This is a genomic window from Embleya sp. NPDC050154, from assembly GCF_044460165.1.
In the GTDB taxonomy this organism is placed as follows: domain Bacteria; phylum Actinomycetota; class Actinomycetes; order Streptomycetales; family Streptomycetaceae; genus Embleya.
This window is the reverse complement of the sequence record NZ_JBITJP010000005.1, coordinates 314,177-330,957: the sequence shown is the minus strand read 5'-3', so window position 1 is coordinate 330,957 and position 16,781 is coordinate 314,177. Positions and strand designations below refer to the sequence as shown.

Sequence of the window (16,781 nt, the reverse complement as noted above, 5' to 3'; positions counted from 1 at the left end):
CCAAGTTTAGGTTCCGCGGCCGGGCCGGCCGGCCGGCGCCCGGCCCGGTACGGCCCGGTGCGGCACGGCGCGGCCCGACCGCGGTCAGCGCGCGACCGACTTGAGCGGGTTCTCGGGGTCGGCGAACCGCTCCCGGTCCACCGGCGTGCCCAGTTGCACGAGCTTGCGGCCCTGGGCCAGGTCGCGCGGCCGGGCGACGGCGAGCAGCGCCGTCAGCCGGTCGCCGGCGAACCAGCCCGCGGCCCACTTGCCGTCCTGGCCCGCGCCGCGGAAGACGAGTTCCTCGCCCGCGCCGTGCCGGCCGACGTACTGGACCATCCGACCGAACTGGTCGGACCAGAAATACGGGACCGGGTCGTACGCCTGGTCGCCGCCGAGCAGGTTGGCCACCAGCACGCGCGGTGCCTGGAGCGCGTTGTCCCAGTGCTCGACGTTCATCCGGGTGCCGTAGCGGGCGGACGGGAAGTCCACGCAGTCGCCGACCGCGTACACCCCGGGCACCGAGGTGGCCAGGTGGTCGTCCACCTCGACGAAGCCGCGGTCGTTGACGGCCACACCGGAGTCGGCCAGCCACTCGGTGGCCGGGCGCACCCCGATGCCGACCACGATCGCGTCCGCGCGCAGCCGGCGGCCGTCGGTCAGGTGTACCGCGCCCGGCTCCAGGCGATCCACCCGCGCGCCCAGCAGCAGTTCCACGCCGGCCTCGGCGTACCACGGCACGAAGCGTTCGCCGATGGCGTCGGGGAAGGGGCCGGCGAGCGGGGTGTGCAGGGCCTCGACCACGGTGGTCGGGCAGCCGGCGGCGGCCGCGGCGGTGGCCACCTCGGCGCCGATCCAGCCCGCGCCGACGATCACCACGTGCGCGCCGGGCACCAGTGCGGCGCGCAGCGCGCGGGCGTCGTCGATGGTGCGCAGCACGTGCACGCCGGGCACCTCCCCCGCGCCGGGCAGGTTGAGCACGCGCGAGCCGGTCGCGATCACCAGGCGGTCGAAGGCGACCGGTCCCGCGTCGGTGTCCACCGCGCCCGGTCGCAGTCCCGTCGCGGTCCGGCCGAACAGCACCTCGGTCTCCAGCGCGGCCCAGTCCGCCTCGAAGGACGTGTCGTCGGTCTTGCCCGCGAGCACCTCCTTCGACAACGGCGGCCGGTCGTACGGCGCGTGCGCCTCGGCGCCGAGCAGGGTGACGCGCCCGGCGTACCCCTGGTCCCGCAGCGCCACCACGGTTTGCAGGCCGGCCATGCCGGCACCCACGACGAGCACGTTGTCCATGCGGGGCACCCTATGACGCGCCCCGGCGCGACCGGCGGGCAGGGTCTTGACTCAGTCAAGGACATCTCGGACGCACTCGGGCACCCCGGGGCACGCGAAACCGGTGTCGTAGTGTGGAGAGGTCACGGGAGCCCGGTGAGACCGGGCTGAGAGGGGGGCTGCGAGCCCCCGACCGTCCGAACCTGATCCGGGTCATACCGGCGAAGGGAGTTCCCCTCACCATGTCCACCATCCCCACCACCGATGTCGTGGTGGTCGGCGCGGGCGTCGCCGGGCTGTCCGTCGCGTGGCGCGCGCGCACCCGGTACGGACTGGCCGTCACCGTGGTCGACCCGACCCCGGGCGCGGGCGCCTCGCACGCCGCGGCCGGCATGCTCACCCCCGTCTCCGAACTCCAGTACGGCGAGGAGAGCCTGCTCCGGCTGAGCATCGAATCGGCCCGGCGCTACCCCGAGTTCGCGGCCGAGCTGGCCGAGGCCGCGGGCCTGCCCTCGGGCTACCGCGCGTGCGGCACGATCGCGGTCGCGCTGGACGCGGACGACCGGGCCGTACTCAAGGACCTGCACGCCCACCAGCAGCGGCTGGGCCTGCACTCGTCCTGGCTGACCAGCCGCGAGTGCCGCCGGCTCGAACCGATGTTGTCCCCGGCGATCACCGGCGGCCTGCATGTCGAGGACGACCACCAGATCGACAACCGCCTGCTGGTCGCGGCGCTGCTCGCGGCCTGCGCGCGGGCCGGTGTCGGCTTCGTCCGCGAGCGCGTCGAGCGCGTCCTGGTCGCCGACGAGCGCGCGTACGGCGTGCGGTTGCCCGACGGGCGCGACCTGATCGCGGATCAGGTGCTGCTCGCGGCGGGCGCCCGCTCGGCGCTGATCCCCGGCCTGCCGCCGGAGGCGGTCCCGCCGGTGCGCCCGGTCAAGGGCGAGATCCTGCGCCTGCGGGTGCCGCCGGCCCTGCTGCCGCTGCTGTCCCGCAACGTCCGGGGCGTGGTCAAGGGCGGCAGCATGTACCTGGTGCCGCGCGCGGACGGCGAACTGGTGATCGGCGCGACCGAGCACGAACTCGGGCACGACACCGAGGTCACCGCCGGCGGCGTGTACGAACTCCTGCGCGACGCGCACGAACTCGTCCCCGGCATCACCGAGCTGCCTTTGATGGAGACGCTCGCCGGGCTGCGCCCCGGCAGCCCGGACAACGCGCCGATCCTGGGTCGTTCCGCGCTGGCCGGCCTGGTGGTGGCCACCGGCCACTACCGGCACGGCATCCTGCTCACCCCGATCACCGCCGACACCGTGGCCGAGGCGCTCGCGCACGGCACCACCCCCGAACTCATCGCGCCCTTCGGGCCCGACCGCTTCGCGAGCGCCGCCCGAGAGGTGATGGCATGAACGACATCGAGGTCTTTGTCAACGGCGACCGGCGCCGCGTCGCGGACGGCACCACCGTCGCCGACCTCGTGGCCACGCTGACCACCGCCGCCAAGGGTGTCGCGGTCGCGGTGGACGAGTCCGTGGTGCCGCGCGGCGCGTGGGCCGAGACCGTGCTCGACGCGGGCAGCCGCGTCGAGGTGCTGACCGCCGTCCAGGGAGGATGACCGGCATGGCCGACGACAAGCTGGTGATCGGCGGCGAGTCCTTCACGTCGCGGCTGATCACCGGGACCGGCGGCGCGCCGAGCCTGGAGATCCTGGAGCAGGCGCTGATCGCGTCGGGCACCGAGATCACCACGGTGGCGATGCGCCGAGTGGATCCGGGGACCTCGGGCTCGGTGCTGGACGTGCTGCGCCGGTTGGGCATCCGGGTGTTGCCGAACACCGCGGGGTGCTTCACCTCGGGCGAGGCGGTGCTGACCGCGCGGTTGGCCCGGGAGGCGCTGGAGACCGACTGGGTCAAGCTCGAAGTGGTCGCCGACGAGCGCACGTTGCTGCCGGACGGGGTGGAACTCGTGGATGCCGCAGAGCGGTTGGTCGACGACGGCTTCCGGGTGCTGGCGTACACCAACGACGACCCGGTGCTCGCGCGCCGGCTCGAGCAGGTGGGCTGCGTGGCGGTGATGCCGCTCGGGTCGCCGATCGGTTCGGGCCTGGGCATCCGCAACCCGCACAACATCCGGCTGATCACCGACCAGGCCAAGGTCCCGGTGGTGCTGGACGCGGGCCTGGGCACCGCCTCCGACGCGGCGCTCGCGATGGAGCTGGGCTGCGACGCGGTGATGCTCGCGACGGCGGTCACCCGGGCGCAATCGCCGCGGTTGATGGCCGAGGCGATGCGGCACGCGGTGGACGGCGGCCGGCTCGCCTACCGCGCCGGGCGGATCCCGATGCGACACCACGCGCACGCGTCGTCACCGATGGCCGGCATGCTGGAGACGAGCCCCGAGCACCCCGCCTTCTGACCGGGCCGCACGATCGGTGCGGCCTTCCTCGGACGGGGAACCATGGGGAAGACCGTCGGCGTCCACAAGGCAGTGGACCCTACACTCCTGAACATGGACACGACCTTGAATGATCCGCTCGTCGGGCGGCTGCTCGACGGTCGATACCGGGTCGATGCCCGAGTTGCCGCGGGTGGCATGGCCACGGTGTATCGGGCTCTCGACACCCGTCTCGACCGCACCGTCGCCCTCAAGGTGATGCACGCCGGGCTGGCCCAGGACCCGGAGTTCACCCGCCGGTTCATCCTGGAGGCGAAGGCCGCGGCGCGGTTGTCGCACCCCAACGTGGTCAACGTCTTCGACCAGGGCACCGACGGCGCCTTCGCCTACCTGGCGATGGAGTACGTCGAGGGCCGCACGCTGCGCGAATTGCTCCAGGACCTGGGCAACATGACACCGCGCGAGGCGTTCGGCGTACTGGAGCCGATGCTGGCGGCGCTGTCCGCGGCGCACCGGGCGGGCTTCGTGCACCGCGACGTCAAGCCGGAGAACGTGCTGATCTCCGACGACGGCGGGATCAAGCTCGGCGACTTCGGGCTGGCCCGGGCGACCAGCACCACCGCCACCGCCGCGACCGGCAAGGTCCTGGTCGGCACGGTCGCCTACCTCGCGCCGGAACAGGTCGAGCGAGGCGAGTCCAGCCCGCGCTCGGACGTGTACGCGGCGGGCGTGGTGCTCTACGAGATGCTCACCGGCCGGCAGCCGCACCACGGCGCGACTGCGGTCGAGGTCATCTACAAGCACGTGCACGCGGACGTGCCGGCGCCCTCGCTCGCGGTGCCGGGCCTGTCGCACGCGCTGGACACGCTGGTGCGCACCGCCACCGTGCGCGACCCGGAGCAGCGGCCGAACGACGCCGAGACCCTGCTGAGCCTGGTCCGCCGGACCCGGCACGCGATGCCGGACACGGAGCTGGACTTCGGCGCGGCGCTGCGTCTGCCGCCGCCGCCCGAGCCGATCCACGACAACGCCACGAGCGTGTTCCGGGCGGGCGAGGTGATGTTGCCGCCGCACCTGGCGCCGCTCGGACTGAGCGTGGACTCGATGGAGGACGAGCAGGCGCGCTACGGCGGCGGCGCGTACGACGAGCCCTATGCGGCGGAGCACCACGAGTACGCCCCGGCCACCGAGGCGCCCCCGACCGGCACCCCCGGCGGCGGCTATCCGCAGCAGCCCAAGCTGCCCGGTCGGCGCCGCCGGCGCGGGCCCTCGCGCGGGATGATCGTGCTCGCGGTGGTACTGCTCGTCGCCGCCGCGATCGGCGGCGGTGCGTGGTGGTACGGCGCGGGTCGCTACTCCGATGTGCCGGGTGTCCTGAACATGACCCAGGCCGACGCCGAGCGCAAACTCGAGTCCGCGGGCCTGAAGGTCGAGTACGTCGGCGACGGGGAGTTCAGCGAGATCACCGCCAAGGGCTCGGTGTTGTCCACCGACCCCGCCCCGGGCAAGAACGTGCTCAGCGGCTCGAAGGTCAAGGTCAAGCTGTCCAAGGGCCCGGAGCGGCACGTGGTGCCCGCGCTGGTGAACCTGAAGATCGAGGACGCCAAGAAGGCGCTCGCCGACGCGAGCCTGAAACCCGGCACCGAGACCAAGACCGCGAGCAACAAGCCGCCCGGCACCGTGGTCGGCAGCCAACCGGCCGCCGGCGAGCCGCTCCAGCGGGACAGCGTGGTGGCCCTGGTGGTCAGCCGCGGCCCGGACACCGTGGTCCCGGACCTGACCGGGCTCAGCGTGGACGAGGCCAAGGCCAGGTTCCAGCCGGCGACCGGGGTGAGCGTCGAGGTGGATCCGACCCAGCAGTTCTCGGACACCGTGCCGGTCGGCCGGATCATGTCCTTCGCCCCGGGAACGAACGCGACCGTGCCCTTCGGCACCCGGATCACCGTGGTGTTGTCCAAGGGACCGGACCTGGTCCAGGTGCCGCCGGTGACCGGGATGAACCCGGACGACGCGGCCCGGGCGCTGCAGGCCGTCGGGCTGCGGGTGAACAACCGAATGATCCCGCTGATCCCGGCCAACGTCGGCAAGCAGGATCCGGCGGCGGGTTCGATGGTCAAGCGCAACAGCGAGGTCTTCATCTCGAACTTCTAGGGCGGCACCGCGAAGGCCCCGCTCCCTCGACACGTCGTCGGGGAAGCGGGGCCTTCGGTCGTTCGCCCGCGGGCACGGCTCAGGTCAGCGCGGGGCCCTCGCCGCTCTCCTCCTGGTAGGAGTAGCGCTGCTCCCGCCACGGGTCACCGATGTTGTGGTAGCCCCGCTCCTCCCAGAAGCCGCGCTTGTCGGCCACCATGTACTCGATCCCGCGCACCCACTTGGGGCCCTTCCAGGCGTACAGGTGCGGCACGATCAGCCGGACCGGGAACCCGTGCTCGGCGGTGAGCGGCTCGCCGTTGTGATGGGTGGCCAGGATGGTCTGGTCGTTCGCGAAGTCGAACATGCGCAGGTTGGAGCTGAAGCCGTACTCCGCCCACACCATCGCGTGGGTGACCTCCGGCGCCGGCGGGGCGATCTCCAGGAGCTTGGCGACGGTCAGCCCACTCCACTCGTTGCCGAGCATGCTGAACTTGGTCACGCAGTGGAAGTCGGCGACGACGGTGTCGTGCGGCAGCGCCGAGAACTCGTCGTAGTTCCAGCAGTGCTTGTCCCCCGAGGCGGTCGCGCCGAAGACGCGGAAGTCCCATATCTCGGGCTTGAACCGAGGGACCGGTCCGTAGTGCAGAACGGGCCATCCGCGCTGGATTCGCTGGCCCGGCGGAAGTCGCGGATCGCGGTCCGGAGCCTCGGTTCCACCTTGTGCCGCTTCCGTATGCCCCATACCTCACATGGTCCCAGACGCCCCGACCAACTCACGACCGCCCCCGCGCGCCCCGGACCCCGCGCGCGGCACCCGATCCGGTCCTGGGCCCGGGAATCCCGGGCCGACCGACCCTGGTGGGACATGTTCGACATTGCAAGGCAAGGCTGCCCTTCGTGGCGGATGAGCTACCAAAAGTGACAGGATTCGAGGGAAAACCGCCTCATGCGCGCTCGGGGTTCCCCCGTGTCCCACCCACACCGGAAGGTGCGTCGCGATGCACAGTGACCCGCAGATCATCGAGCTCCTGAACGAACAGCTCACGGCGGAGCTCACCGCGATCAACCAGTACTTCCTGCACGCGAAGATGCAGGAGCACCGGGGCTACATCAAGCTCGCGGCCTGGACCCGCCACGAGTCCATCGACGAGATGAAGCACGCCGAGAAGCTCACCGACCGCATCCTGATGCTCGAGGGACTGCCGAACTACCAGCGACTGAACGCGCTGCGCATCGGCCAGAACCTGGAGGAGATGTTCCGCGCCGACCTGGCGGTGGAGATGGAGGCCGTCGAGCGGCTGCGGCGCGGAATCCCGTTGATGCGCGAGAAGGGCGACGTGACCTCGGCCAACATCTTCGAGGAGATCCTGGCCGACGAGGAAGAGCACGTCGACTACCTGGAGACGCAGCTCGCCCTGCTCTCGGAGGTGGGCGAGCAGCTCTACATCGCGGGCCTGCTCAAGCAGCCGAACGAGAGCTGACCGGCGGCTCGGGACATTCCCGGATGCGATCGGGCAACCGCTCGGATTGTGTTACCGATCACCCGGTATTCCCCCCGGCGAACGCTGAGGTTACCCTTACCTAAGTAGCCTCGCCGCTGGGGGGAAATCTCCGTGTACGTCTGCATGTGTTTCGGTGTCACCGACAAACAGGTGAACGACCGGATTGCCGATGGCGCGCGCACCATGCGTGAGATAGCCCAGTCCTGCGGCGGTGCCGGCACCGACTGCGGGCGTTGCGTCAAGAGCATCACCGCGATGTTGCCGCGTGACGAGTCGCGCCGCCGCCGGCGCGAGTTGTGCGGCGAGACCGAGACGTGCGCGACCCCCTGCGGGACCGCCCCGGCCCCAGAGCCGGTCCCGCTGCCGATGCCCGCGGTCGCCGCGTCGGCGCTGCCCGACAACGTGGTCCCGCTGCGCCGGCACTCCGCCGCCTGACCGGCGCCCCCTGATCAGCCCTTCGCCGCCTGCGCGATCGCCGTCGCGGCACGCGCGCAACCGGCCGCGTCCACGTCCATGTGCGTGACCAGCCTGATCAGCCGAGGCCCGAACGGCGACACCAGTACACCCTCCACACGGCAGCGCTCCGCCACCGCCGCCGCGTCCGGCTGCCCCTCCCCCAGTTCGACCAGCACGATGTTGGTCTCCGGGTCGGGCACCGCGAAGCCCGCGTCGCGCAGCAGATCGGCCAACCCCCGCGCGTGCTCGTGGTCCTCGGCCAGCCGCTCGACGTGGTGCTCGAGCGCGTACAGGCCGCCCGCCGCGAGGATGCCCGCCTGGCGCAGCCCGCCGCCCATCCGGTGCCGCATCCGACGCGCCTCGGCCTCGTACTCGGCGGGCAGCAGCAGCACCGAGCCGGCCGGCGCGCCCAGCCCCTTGGACAGACACACGCTGAGCGTGTCGAACAGCGCGCCGTAGGCCCGCAGCGGCGTACCGGTCGCCACGTGCGCGTTCCAGATCCGCGCTCCGTCGCAGTGCAGCGGCAGCTCGTACCCGTGCACCAGGTCGCGGATCGCGGTCAACCGCTCCAGCGGGTACACCGAGCCGCCGCCCCGGTTGTGCGTCTGCTCGACCGCGACCATGCGGGTGCCGACGGTGTACGCGTTGTCCACCCGGATCAGCCGGGCCAGGTCGGCGACCTCCAGCAGACCGCGCGGGCTGAGCGTGGTCCGGGTCTGCACACCGCCGTGCCAGGCCGCCGCGGCGTCCTCGTGCGCGACGATGTGCGCGTCGGCGTCCAGGACGAGTTCGCCACCCGGCGGCACGGCCAGCCGCACGGCGAGCTGGTTGGCCATCACCCCGGTCGGGGCGAACAGCGCGAAGGAGTGCCCGAACAGGTCGGCGACGTACTCCTCCAGCGCCCGCACGGTCGGATCCTCGGCGTAGACGTCGTCGCCGACCTCGGCGTTGGCCATCGCCGCGCGCATCGCGGGGCCGGGCTTGGTGACGGTGTCGCTGCGCAGGTCCGTGAAGGTCATACCGGCAGCATTACAGACGCGCCGAAGGGCGGACCCGGGGAGGGTCCGCCCTTCGGCGATCGTGGTGATCGCGCGCGGTCAGCTCTTGCGGTACATCTCCGCGACCAGGAACGCCAGGTCGAGCGACTGGCTGCGGTTCAGCCGCGGGTCGCACGCCGTCTCGTAGCGCTGGTGCAGGTCGTCGACGAAGATCTCGTCGCCGCCGCCCACGCACTCGGTGACGTCGTCACCGGTGAGCTCGACGTGGATGCCGCCCGGGTGGGTACCGAGCGCCCGGTGCACCTCGAAGAAGCCCTTGACCTCGTCGAGGACGTCGTCGAAGCGGCGGGTCTTGTGTCCGCTGGACGCCTCGAACGTGTTGCCGTGCATCGGATCGGACACCCACACCGGATGGGCGCCGGCCGCGGCCACCTTCTCCACCAGGGCCGGGAGGTTGTCCCGGACCTTGCCCGCGCCCATCCGGACGATGAAGGTCAGTCGGCCCGGCTCGCGGTTCGGGTCCAGCTTGTCGATCAGCGCGAGCGCGTCCTCGGGCGAGGTGGTCGGGCCGAGCTTGACGCCGATCGGGTTGCGGATCCGGGAGGCGAACTCGACGTGCGCGCCGTCGAGCTGCCGGGTCCGCTCGCCGATCCAGACCATGTGGCCGGAGACGTCGTACAGGTCGCCGGTGCGCGAGTCCACCCGGGTCAGCGCGTCCTCGTAGTCCAGGATCAGCGCCTCGTGGCTGGCGTAGAACTCCACGGTGCGGAATTCCTCGGGGTCGGTCCCGCACGCGTGCATGAACCGCATCGCGCCGTCGATCTCGGCCGCGAGCCGCTCGTAGCGCTCGCCCGAGGGCGAGAGCGCGACGAAGTCCTGGTTCCACGCGTGCACCTGGCGCAGGTCCGCGTAACCGCCCGTGGTGAACGCGCGGACCAGGTTCAGCGTCGCGGAGGACGAGTGGTACATGCGCTTGAGCCGCTCGGGGTCCGGCGTGCGCGCGGCCTCGGTGAAGGCCAGCTCGTTGACCGCGTCGCCCCGGTAGGACGGCAGGGTCACCCCGTCGCGGGTCTCCATGCCGCTGGAGCGCGGCTTGGAGTACTGACCGGCCATCCGGCCGACCTTGACCACCGGCACCGAGGCCGCGTAGGTCAGCACGACGGCCATCTGGAGCAGGGTCTTGAGCTTGTTCTTGATCGCGTCGGCGGTGTTGCCGGCGAAGGTCTCCGCGCAGTCGCCGCCCTGGAGCAGGAACGCTTCGCCCTTCGCCACCGACGCGAGCCGACCACGAAGCTGGTCGCACTCGCCGGCGAAGACGAGCGGCGGATAGGAACGGAGGTCCGCGAGGGCGGAGCCCAGGGCCTCGTTGTCCGGCCACTCGGGCTGTTGGGCCGCCGGGAGGGTACGCCAGGATTCGATGTCGTTCAGGGTCACCGCTCAAGACTAAGCGGAGAGGCAACCCGATTGAGTCCACCGCCCGGAGAGCGAGACGCCGACTCCGCCCGCCCGATATGGTGAGGCCGTGATCGCGATCAATCTCCATCGGAGCTCCTGGTGGCCCGTCCCTGCGGCGGCCCACTGACTTCGCGATCACCTTGACGATCCGACGGCCGCCCGGCAGGGCGGCCCTTTGTTTTTCCCGGACCGGGCGGACCTCCGCCCCGGCCGGGGCGGACAACCGGCGGATCGCCCGGTCGGGAGGGCGTCTCTTCCCCACCGAGGAGCACCCATGCGCACCGCCGACGCCCTGTCCCCGCTGTTCCGCGACGCCCCACCGCCCTTCGCGCTGATCCGGCGCGAACACTCGGCCGAGGTCGAACTGCTCACCGGCGAGATCGTCGACGTCCGAGACCTCGACGACCTGCCGCTGCCGGCCGCCGGCGGACCCGGCCACGAACTGCTCGCCCTGGTGCCCTACGCGCAGATCCGCGAGCGCGGGTTCGAGCATCACCAGGACGGCACACCGCTGCGCTGCCTGAAGGTCACCGAGCAGCGCCTGCTGCCCCTGGACGAGGTGCTGGCGGCGTTGCCGCGGGTGCCGGTCGAACTGCGCGGCGGCGACTTCGACGTGGACGACGAGACGTACGCCACCATCGTCAAGCGGGTGATCGAGGACGAGATCGGCCGCGGCGAGGGCGCCAACTTCGTCATCCGGCGCGACTACCGCGATCACATCGAGGGGTACACGCCGGCCGCCGCGGGCACCCTGCTGCACCGGCTGCTGACCCGGGAGAGCGGCGCGTACTGGACCTACCTGATCCACACCGGTGACCTCACCCTGGTCGGCGCCAGCCCGGAGCGGCACGTCAGCTCGGTGGGCGGCGAGGTGGTGATGAACCCGATCAGCGGGACCTACCGGCACCCGGCCGAGGGGCCCTCCCGCGAGGGGCTGATGGCGTTCCTGCGCGATCCCAAGGAGATCGACGAGCTGTTCATGGTCGTCGACGAGGAACTCAAGATGATGAGCGCGGTCTGCGACCTCGGCGGCGCGGTCGAGGGCCCGTTCCTCAAGCCGATGGGCCACCTCACGCACACCGAGTACCTGCTGCGCGGGATCACCTCGCACGACGTCGCCGCGGTGCTGCGCGGCACCATGTTCGCGCCGACGGTGACCGGGAGCCCGCTGGAGAACGCGTGCCGGGTGATCCGCCGACACGAGCCGACCGGGCGCGGCTACTACTCCGGAGTGCTCGCGCTGATCGGGCGCGACGACCAGGGGCGGCGCACGCTGGACGCGCCGATCCTGATCCGGACCGCGTACATCACCCCCGACGGCGGCCTGCGGGTGCCCGCCGGCGCCACGCTGGTCCGGCACTCCAGGCCCGAGGAAGAGGTCGCCGAGACGCACGCCAAGGCGGCCGGGGTGCTGGCCGCGCTCGGTGTGGTGCCGGCCGCCGAGCGGACGGCGGGCCCGGCGCTCGCGGCCGATCCCGAGGTGGGCGCGCTGTTGGCCGCGCGCAACACCGCGCTCGCGCCGTTCTGGCTCCGGCCACGGGACGAGAGCGCGCTGCGCGCCCCGGAACTGGCCGGCCGCCGGGTGCTGGTGGTGGACGGCGAGGACACCTTCACCGCGATGCTCGCGCACGTGCTGCGCACCCTCGGCCTGCACGTGGAGCTGCGCTCGTACGACGACGTCACCTCGCGTCGGGTGCGCGCCGCGGAACTGGTCGTACTCGGCCCGGGTCCGGGCGACCCCAGGGACACCGCGCACCGCAAGATCCGGCTGATGGGCGCGCTGCTGCGCACCCGCCTGGACGCGGGCGGACCGCTGCTCGCGGTCTGCCTGGGCCATCAGCTCCTGGCGCACGAGCTGGGTCTGGACCTGGTCCGCAAGCCGCGGCCGTATCAGGGCAAGCAGGTCGAGATCGACCTGTTCGGTCGGCCGGAGCGGGTCGGCTTCTACAACGCGTTCGCGGCCGTGCGGCCGGCCGGCGGCGTACCCAACGTCGAGTTCGCCGCGGACCCGGAGAGCGGACAGGTGCACGCGCTGCGGTCGAGCCGGATGCGGCTCGCGGGCGTGCAGTTCCACCCGGAGTCGGTGCTCACCCACAACGGTCTGGGCATCGTGCGGGAGTTGCTCGCCGGGCTGTGAGGTCTGCCGCGCGTGCGCGCACGCACCCGCCCGAGGCGCCCGGCCCGCGACGGCCGGGCGCACGGGGGACGCGGCCGAACCCGGCGGTCGAAGGTGGTCCCAGGCGATCCCAGGCGATCCCAGGCGATCCGAGGCGATATGAGGCGATCGGTCCCAGGCGCGCCCGCGGGGGGCGCCAACCGGCCGCACCGACCCCTTCGTCGCACCGGCGTGCGACCATAATCGCGTTGCTCGCCGCGGTACGACGGAGGATGCTCGACCCCGTTCGTTGACCGGTTTTCCAGTGGAGGGGGTTCCCGTGGGCTCCGATTGTCCGCCGCACGACCCCGTCGACTGGAGCGGTCGCAAACGTTGCCGCAAATGCGGAGTGACCTTCGGCGGGCCGCGCCCGCTGCCACCGTCACCACCGGAAGCCGATGGCTGATCCGCCGCTTCCGCCGCCGAACTTCCATACGGCGCCGCGTACCCTGTGGGACGAGCTGCCCACGGACGCGCGCGCCGCGGTCGAGCGGTGTGCGGGACGCGTGCTGGCCGTCGCCACCGTGTGGGCCGGATTCAACTGCGAGTTCGCCGCGATCGTGACCACCGAGCACTCCCGCTACTTCGTCAAGGGCGTCCCGCGCGATCACCCGGCGGTGTCGCAACAGCGCGTCGAGGCCCGGATCGCGCCGCACGTGGGCGCCGTGTCGCCGAGGTTGCGCTGGGAGATCCGGCTCGACGACTGGGTACTCCTGGGCTTCGACCCCATCATCGGCCGACACGCCGACTTCGCACCGGGCACGGCGGATCTGCCGCTCGTCGCGGACGCGTTGCGCCGACTCGGCCGGGTCGCCGTCCGCGATCTGCCGCTGCCGCGGATCGAGGAGCGCTGGCGTCCGCTGCTCACCAGTCGTCAGCTCGAACTCCTGCGCGGCGAGAGCTTGTTGCATACCGATCTGCACCCGCACAACGTGTTGATCAACGATCGCGGCCCCCGGGCCTACCTGGTCGACTGGGCCCAGCCCGCCCGGGGCCCCGCCTGGATCGAGGTCACCTTGGTGGCCAGCCGGCTGATGGACGAGGGGCACACGGCCGAACAGGCGGCCTCCTGGGCGGATCGGTTCGCCTGCTGGCGCACGGTCTCCCGGGAGGCGATGGAGACCTTCGTGTTCGCCGCCACCAACCAGTGCTCGCGCGGGATCGGCGCCGCCCACGCGGCCCCGTGGAACGCCCGGTTGACCGCGCTGGCCGAGGCCCGCGCGGCCCGCGCCCACCTGCGGGCCTGCCCACCGCGCACAACCCGCTCCCCCGCCCACCGCACGGCGGAGTGACTCGAATCCACCGAACCACCCGAACCCACGCGCACTCACCCTCGGAGGTACGAATGCCCGAACTCGACGCAACGACCAGTCCCCGCAAGTGGGTTGCCGACCAGGCCCGGCGCTACGAGGAATCCGGCGGCACCAAGGGCATCACGATGCAAGGCGCGCCGTGCCTGCTCCTGGACACGCTGGGCCGCAAGAGCGGCGTCTGGCGCCGCACCGTGCTGATCTACGGGCGCGACGGCGAGGACTACCTGATCGTGGCCTCGCTCGGCGGCTCGGACCACCACCCGCTGTGGTACCTGAACCTGACCGCCGAACCCCGAGTGCGCCTGCGAGTGGCCACCGAGCGCTTCGCCGCCACCGCCGAGACGCTGACCCCCGCCGAGAAGGCGCGGGTGTGGCCGGGTCTGGTCGAGGTGTTCGCGCCCTACGCGGGGTACCAGGACAAGACCCGGCGGGACATCCCGGTGATCCGGCTGCGCCGCGCGGACGATCCGCACGGCTCCTGAGCGGCGGCTTGGGCGTCGGGAACCGACGGCCGGCCCGCATCGCTATATCGGTGTGGCCCGGCCCGTACCGCCCGGTAGGCTCCGGCCGTTCGAACCTACGGTCGAGCAAGCTCCTTCCTACGACGGGTACCCCGCATGCGCCTGCGCCGCTGTCTCGCCTCGACGGCCCTCCTCGTGCTTCTCGGGTCGCCGACCGGGCACGCGGCGCCGGTCCCCGATCCCACGCCCGTGGCGGAACCGCCGATCGGGCAGGTGGTCGAGGTGCGCGGAATGCCGGACCGGATCCGACCCGCGACTCCCGTCGAACTCACCGCGAGCGCGCGCAACTTTGGCGAGGTCCCGCTGCTGCTGGAACCGCGGGTGGAGATCATCGGCGCCACCGGGCACCTGGCCCCCGACCAGGTGCGCCTGGAGATACCGGATCCGGTGCACGCGGGCTGGACCCCGACCCCACTGGACCCGCAGGGCGGCGCACGACTGCCCTTCCCGGGTCCGGGCGCGATCGACGCGACCTCCGGTCGCCTGGCGCCCGGTTCCTCGGTCGAGTTCCGGGTGCGCTTCACCATCGCCGCGAACGTGCCCGCGCAGTTCGTGCAGGTGCTGGTGGGCGGCCGACCCGTGTCCCCGGGCACCGGCGACGAACCGCGCTTCGTGAGCGGCTACATCGCCGACTCCGCGCTGCTGGGACCGGACGGGGCCATGCCCACGCGTCCGCCGGATCCCGGTGGGACCCGCTCCCCGTCGGTGCCGGACGCGGGCGCGGAGCACCTCGGCGGCACCGCCAAGGTGGTGCCGACCGCGCGGCGCTCCGACGGGCCGACGTTCGACCTGGTGGGCGTGCCCGGTTGGCTGCGCGCGGGCGCCGGCGCCGCCGAGTTCCGGATCACCTTCGGCAACGACACCGACCGGATCATCCCCGCGGTGCGTCCGGAACTGGTGTTCACCAGCGGCCAGTCCCCGATCACGCCGCAGCAGTTGGTGGTCGAGGCGTACGACGACCACGACCGGGGCTGGTTCCCGGTGCCGCTCGCGGTGCTCACCGACCCCGCCAACGGACGCGACGCGCACCTGGTCGGCGAGTTGACGCCCAAACCGTGGGACGGCCGCCGGCCGCTGCCGCCGGGCGAGTTCACCGCGATCACGGTGCGCGTGTCGATCCCGACCGGCTCGCCGGTGGCGGGCGGCGACCTCGCGGTGCTGGTCGGCGGCGGCGCCCCGGAGGGAACCGACCGCGCACTCGCCTCGCGCAGCGACTTCCGGGTGTTCCACGTGCCCAACGCCGGGGTGCCGCCCCGCCCGCCCAAGCTGCGCCCGGAACTGCCGCCGACCGCCCCGGACTCGGCGGCCGGGCAGCGTGAGGAGGACGAGGACAACACCTCCACCCTCGCCACCGTCGCGATCTGGGTCATCCTGGCCGGCGTCGGGGCGACGATCGTGTACTTCGCCCGCAGGAACCGCAGGCAAGGCGCCGGAATCGAGCCCGATCCCGGCGCCTGACCGAACCCGCCCGTCGCGCGCCCCGCGCGACGGGCGGGCGGTGGTAGGCCGTGGTTCGCGAAGGATCCGCGAAGAACCCGCGGTGGTTCGGCGACGGATCAGCCGAACAACACCTTCGCCTCCTCGTACAGGGCCGGCGGCACGGTCTTGAGCTCGCGGGTCGCCGCCTCCAGCGGCACGGTCACCACGTCCGTCCCGCGCAGCGCGACCATCTTGCCCCAGTCCCCCGCGTTCACCGCGTCGATCGCGTGGAAGCCGAACCGGGTGGCCAACCACCGGTCGAACGCCGTGGGAGTGCCGCCGCGCTGCACGTGGCCGAGCACCGTGGTGCGCGCCTCGTGACCGGTGCGCTTTTCGATCTCCGAGGCCAGCCAGTCGCCGATGCCGGACAGCTTGACGTGGCCGAACGCGTCCAGCGTCTGGTCCTTGGTGACCATCTGACCGGCCAGCGGGATGGCACCCTCGGCGACCACGATGATCGGCGCGTAGTTGGTGCGGAACCGGCTGTCCACCCAGGCGCAGACCTCTTCGACGTCGAAGTTCTGCTCCGGGATCAGGATCACGTTCGCGCCGCCGGCCATCCCGGAGTGGATCGCGATCCAGCCCGCGTGCCGGCCCATCACCTCGACGATCAGCACCCGGCGGTGCGACTCGGCGGTGGTGTGCAGTCGGTCGATCGCCTCGGTGGCGATGTTGACCGCGGTGTCGAAGCCGAACGTGTAGTCGGTCGCGTTCAGGTCGTTGTCGATAGTCTTGGGCACACCGACGACCTTGACGTCGTGCTCGTGCAGGCGGGTCGCGACGCCGAGGGTGTCCTCGCCGCCGATCGCCACGAGCGCGTCCACCTCGAGCTTGGCCAGGTTCTCCCGGATCCGCTCGATGCCACGATCGACCTTGATCGGGTTGGTCCGGGACGAGCCCAGGATGGTCCCGCCGCGCGGCAGGATGCCGCGTACGGCCTTGATGTCGAGCGCCATGACGTCGCCCTCGAGCGGCCCGCGCCACCCGTCCCGAAAGCCGATGAAGTCGTACCCGTAGTCCTGGACGCCCTTGCGGACGACCGCCCGGATCACCGCGTTCAGGCCCGGGCAGTCGCCGCCGCCGGTCAGTACTCCGACACGCATCGAAATCTCCGATTTCTTCCGTCC

The 16,781-nt window shown here is 72.1% G+C and carries 15 protein-coding genes and 1 riboswitch; of the genes, 10 read left to right on the top strand and 5 right to left on the bottom strand.

The features are described from left to right. Positions 1-84: 84 nt before the first annotated feature. On the bottom strand, positions 85-1,269 hold the full coding sequence (locus ACIBSV_RS13455) for an NAD(P)/FAD-dependent oxidoreductase (RefSeq protein ID WP_395862383.1): 1,185 nt from the start codon (positions 1,267-1,269) through the stop codon (positions 85-87). Between the two features lie 114 nt (positions 1,270-1,383). After that, a riboswitch (TPP riboswitch) is annotated at positions 1,384-1,495 on the top strand. On the opposite strand from ACIBSV_RS13455, the gene thiO reads away from it, so the two are divergent. From thiO to pknB, 4 genes are all read left to right on the top strand, one after another. Further along, a complete protein-coding gene (thiO, locus tag ACIBSV_RS13450) occupies positions 1,491-2,657 on the top strand; it encodes a glycine oxidase ThiO (protein WP_395862382.1) in 1,167 nt (388 codons plus the stop codon). (Overlaps the previous riboswitch by 5 nt.) Further along, entirely contained in the window at positions 2,654-2,863 is a 210-nt protein-coding gene (gene thiS, locus ACIBSV_RS13445) for a sulfur carrier protein ThiS (RefSeq protein ID WP_395862380.1), read from the top strand. Before thiO ends, thiS begins: the two co-directional genes overlap by 4 nt. A 5-nt stretch (positions 2,864-2,868) precedes the next feature. Next, positions 2,869-3,663, top strand: coding sequence for a thiazole synthase (locus ACIBSV_RS13440; protein WP_395862378.1), 795 nt, complete (start codon positions 2,869-2,871; stop codon positions 3,661-3,663). A 93-nt stretch (positions 3,664-3,756) separates the two neighbouring features. Continuing rightward, on the top strand, positions 3,757-5,793 hold the full coding sequence (pknB, locus tag ACIBSV_RS13435) for a Stk1 family PASTA domain-containing Ser/Thr kinase (RefSeq protein ID WP_395862377.1): 2,037 nt from the start codon (positions 3,757-3,759) through the stop codon (positions 5,791-5,793). 79 nt (positions 5,794-5,872) lie between these two features. Here pknB and ACIBSV_RS13430 read toward each other — a convergent pair whose 3' ends face one another. Then, entirely contained in the window at positions 5,873-6,517 is a 645-nt protein-coding gene (locus tag ACIBSV_RS13430) for a sulfite oxidase-like oxidoreductase (RefSeq protein ID WP_395862375.1), read from the bottom strand. A 256-nt stretch (positions 6,518-6,773) separates the two neighbouring features. Between ACIBSV_RS13430 and bfr the strand changes: the two genes are divergently transcribed. Next, positions 6,774-7,256, top strand: coding sequence for a bacterioferritin (gene bfr / locus ACIBSV_RS13425; protein WP_395862373.1), 483 nt, complete (start codon positions 6,774-6,776; stop codon positions 7,254-7,256). A gap of 144 nt (positions 7,257-7,400) precedes the next feature. Next, the gene (locus tag ACIBSV_RS13420) at positions 7,401-7,712 is read left to right on the top strand and encodes a bacterioferritin-associated ferredoxin (protein ID WP_395862793.1); all 312 of its coding nucleotides are present in this window, start codon (positions 7,401-7,403) and stop codon (positions 7,710-7,712) included. 14 nt (positions 7,713-7,726) lie between these two features. Here ACIBSV_RS13420 and ACIBSV_RS13415 read toward each other — a convergent pair whose 3' ends face one another. Further along, on the bottom strand, positions 7,727-8,752 hold the full coding sequence (locus ACIBSV_RS13415; RefSeq protein WP_395862370.1) for a threonine aldolase family protein: 1,026 nt from the start codon (positions 8,750-8,752) through the stop codon (positions 7,727-7,729). Between the two features lie 78 nt (positions 8,753-8,830). After that, the gene (locus ACIBSV_RS13410; protein WP_395862368.1) at positions 8,831-10,165 is read right to left on the bottom strand and encodes a class II 3-deoxy-7-phosphoheptulonate synthase; all 1,335 of its coding nucleotides are present in this window, start codon (positions 10,163-10,165) and stop codon (positions 8,831-8,833) included. A 295-nt stretch (positions 10,166-10,460) separates the two neighbouring features. On the opposite strand from ACIBSV_RS13410, the gene ACIBSV_RS13405 reads away from it, so the two are divergent. The 4 genes from ACIBSV_RS13405 (at position 10,461) to ACIBSV_RS13390 (ending at position 15,633) form a co-directional block, all read left to right on the top strand. Further along, complete coding sequence (locus tag ACIBSV_RS13405) at positions 10,461-12,323, top strand: anthranilate synthase family protein (protein WP_395862366.1); 1,863 nt, start codon at positions 10,461-10,463, stop codon at positions 12,321-12,323. 416 nt (positions 12,324-12,739) lie between these two features. Continuing rightward, the gene (locus ACIBSV_RS13400; RefSeq protein WP_395862364.1) at positions 12,740-13,633 is read left to right on the top strand and encodes a phosphotransferase; all 894 of its coding nucleotides are present in this window, start codon (positions 12,740-12,742) and stop codon (positions 13,631-13,633) included. 53 nt (positions 13,634-13,686) lie between these two features. Continuing rightward, the gene (locus ACIBSV_RS13395) at positions 13,687-14,136 is read left to right on the top strand and encodes a nitroreductase family deazaflavin-dependent oxidoreductase (RefSeq protein ID WP_395862363.1); all 450 of its coding nucleotides are present in this window, start codon (positions 13,687-13,689) and stop codon (positions 14,134-14,136) included. 228 nt (positions 14,137-14,364) lie between these two features. Next, positions 14,365-15,633, top strand: a complete 1,269-nt coding sequence (locus tag ACIBSV_RS13390) for a hypothetical protein (RefSeq protein ID WP_395862362.1) — start codon at positions 14,365-14,367, stop codon at positions 15,631-15,633. Positions 15,634-15,731: 98 nt separating this feature from the next. On the opposite strand, the gene ACIBSV_RS13385 is transcribed toward ACIBSV_RS13390, so the two are convergent. After that, the gene (locus tag ACIBSV_RS13385; protein WP_395862360.1) at positions 15,732-16,757 is read right to left on the bottom strand and encodes a 6-phosphofructokinase; all 1,026 of its coding nucleotides are present in this window, start codon (positions 16,755-16,757) and stop codon (positions 15,732-15,734) included. Positions 16,758-16,781 lie beyond the last annotated feature (24 nt).